The organism is Allobaculum sp. (assembly GCF_047010065.1).
Lineage (GTDB): Bacteria > Bacillota_I > Bacilli_A > Erysipelotrichales > Erysipelotrichaceae > Allobaculum > Allobaculum fili.
This window is the reverse complement of sequence record NZ_JBKXLD010000104.1, coordinates 5396-7737: the sequence shown is the minus strand read 5'-3', so window position 1 is coordinate 7737 and position 2342 is coordinate 5396. Positions and strand designations below refer to the sequence as shown.

At 52.0% G+C, this 2342-nt stretch carries 4 protein-coding genes; 3 read left to right on the top strand and 1 reads right to left on the bottom strand.

The genetic code is table 11. From position 1 onward, the window contains the following. From ACLUYS_RS08565 to ACLUYS_RS08555, 3 genes are all read left to right on the top strand, one after another. Window positions 1–280: iron chelate uptake ABC transporter family permease subunit (locus ACLUYS_RS08565; RefSeq protein WP_412659606.1), on the top strand; the 280-nt coding region annotated here is incomplete at its 5' end. Continuing rightward, window positions 273–1109, top strand: a complete 837-nt coding sequence (locus tag ACLUYS_RS08560; protein WP_412659605.1) for an ABC transporter ATP-binding protein — start codon at window positions 273–275, stop codon at window positions 1107–1109. The genes ACLUYS_RS08565 and ACLUYS_RS08560, both read left to right, overlap by 8 nt. Before the next feature lie 96 nt (window positions 1110–1205). Then, window positions 1206–1709 (top strand): 8-oxo-dGTP diphosphatase, encoded by a 504-nt coding sequence (locus ACLUYS_RS08555; protein ID WP_288338858.1) that lies wholly within the window; start codon window positions 1206–1208, stop codon window positions 1707–1709. Window positions 1710–1864: 155 nt separating this feature from the next. Here the strand turns inward: ACLUYS_RS08555 and ACLUYS_RS08550 are convergent. Further along, window positions 1865–2342, bottom strand: a 478-nt coding sequence (locus ACLUYS_RS08550; RefSeq protein WP_412659604.1) for a uroporphyrinogen-III synthase, incomplete at its 5' end; no start/stop codon positions are given.

Genomic DNA, 2342 nt, shown 5'->3' with positions numbered 1-2342 from the left:
GTTTCTTTGCGCGCTGCTGGCGTGCGGGGTCGTTTCGCTCTGCGGCATGCTTGGCTTTGTCGGCCTCATTGTCCCTGCCTGGCTTTCGCGCTATCGTCTGCCGTTTAAGACGTTTCTGCTTCTTTGCGTTCTGGTCGGCGCACTGCTCGTCGGCGCGGCGGATCTGATCGGCCGCTGGATTTTGCTTCCGTGGGAGCTGCCGGCCGGACTGGTCCTCTCACTGGCTGGCGGTCCGTATTTTCTCTATCTGCTTCTGGAAAGGAGAAAACTGGATGCTTAAAGCTGAACATATTCGCGCCGGCTACGGAAACAAAGTCGTCATCCAAGACTTTTCCTCCGATTTTAAAGAAGGAAAGCTGTATATCATCCTCGGCCGCAACGGTTCCGGCAAAAGTACGCTGCTTTCCATTCTCGGCGGCTGGATGAAACCGCAAAGCGGCAGCGTATTGTACAACGGGAAAAATCTCCTTCCTCTTTCTGCGATGGAACGGGCGAGAATTACCGGGCGAATCGCGGACGATACGCTCAATGTGCAGATGAGCGTTCAGCGCTTTGTGGAACTGGGCGATTACGCCAGAGAAGAGAGCCGGTTTTCGCGTTTCTGGAAAAAAGCCGGGAAGACAGATCTCTCCGGCATGCAGTCAGAAGATGCAGCAAAACGGGCACAGGATGCGATGCGTGCATTGTCGATTGACGCGCTGGCGACACATCGCCTGGATGAAGTGTCCGCAGGCGAACGGCAGAAAGCGGCCATCGCACAGGTGCTCGTTCAAAACCCGCACTGTCTGTTTCTGGATGAACCGGGAGCCAACCTCGATCCTTCCGCGCGTTTTGAACTCATGGATCTGCTCTGCATGCTGAAAGATCCTTCGCGCATTCTCGTCGTCGTGGCGCACGATCTTGATCTCGCTTTACGCTATGCGGATGAAATTCTCGTCCTGGATGGACATCAGAAAGTGTTTCAGGGCAGCGCAATCGAACTTGCCCAAAGCGATCTTCTGCAGGAAGTTTTCGAGATCCGCCTGAACGACTGGGATCCGTCTACCCGAACAGCCAGACTGTTTCTGCTTCGTGAAAATCGAACGTTCTTTACGGTACGGGATGAATAAACTTTTTCGATTTTCAGGAATGGGTGTACGTTTTCTTTACGGCTCAAACGGTTTATACAGGACCGGTTTGAAAAGAGAGAAAAGAGGTACGAAACGATGAAGCATAAACTCGAACCTTGCGAGCTGACGACGATCTGTCTGCTCACACGGAATGATGAAATTCTTTTACAGAAACGGAATAAAGGCGAATGGGACGGCTGGGTTTTCCCCGGCGGCCATGTCGAACACGGCGAATCGTTCGTCCACGCCTGCAAGCGGGAAGTTCTCGAAGAAACCGGGCTGCGCCTGCGTACGGTGAAACTGGTCGGCGTGAAACAGTTTCCTCATGGCGATTCCCGCTATATCGTTTTCCTGTTTCGCTCAGACGACTTCGAAGGCAGTCTGATTTCCAGCGAAGAAGGCGAAAACCGCTGGTTTAAGAGGGATGAACTCCCAGAGGGACTCGTCATGGACTTTGATCTGATGCTGGAAGCGATGGACAACGATCATCTCGGTGAATTTCAGTATCGAATCGAAGACGGTCTGTATGTGCCGATTCTCTTTTACGATGACAAAGAGCAGCCGGTACAGCTCAAAGCCGAACACAAAGCCGGAAGCTGATCCGGTCTGGCTTCCAACGAAAATTTCAAAAGAAACAGGCAGAGGAAATCTCTGACTGCACGAAAAAATGCGAACGGCTTTAAGCTGGCTGTTCGCATTTTTATGTCTTCGTGTTTCCTGTTTTCGTATTTTGGGTCTTTGCATACGTGATGGGGTCAGGGAAGCAGCGTTTCAATGGCTTCGGCCATGCCGCGTGCATCTGGCGTTTCGGCAATGCGAAGATCGATCGCTCTCTTACTGCGTTCATTTTCCAGAACATCGGCAACTTCTTTCGAAATGGCAACAATACATTTTGTACGGTCGAGCAGATGATCGCGCAGGACGGCTTTGGCACATTCCCGGCTGGAAACGGCGAGCACATCCGTCTGGAGAAGCTCTTTCCAGGCCGGTGAATCGTCTTTTACTTTTGCCGGGAGAAAATCCATGCTCGAACTTTCAAAAGTCACTTCATAGAGCGGATGTTCTAGCACAGTAATCGAAGAAATTTCCTGCAGTCCTCTGGAGAGAACATCAATGGCCTGCCGGCTTTGCGCGAGGAAAACGCGATCTCCCTCAGCGAGTTCGGGCTTGAGGTTTTCAAGAAGGGATTGACTGGAGGAAGGCGATGCGACAAGGTCGGCGAAAATCCCGTAC

What these genes read in the sequence shown, in the direction of transcription:
- ACLUYS_RS08555 (WP_288338858.1), top strand. Translation starts at nt 1,206, where the DNA reads ATGAAGCATAAACTCGAACCTTGCGAGCTGACGACGATCTGTCTGCTC.
- ACLUYS_RS08560 (WP_412659605.1), top strand. Translation starts at nt 273, where the DNA reads ATGCTTAAAGCTGAACATATTCGCGCCGGCTACGGAAACAAAGTCGTC.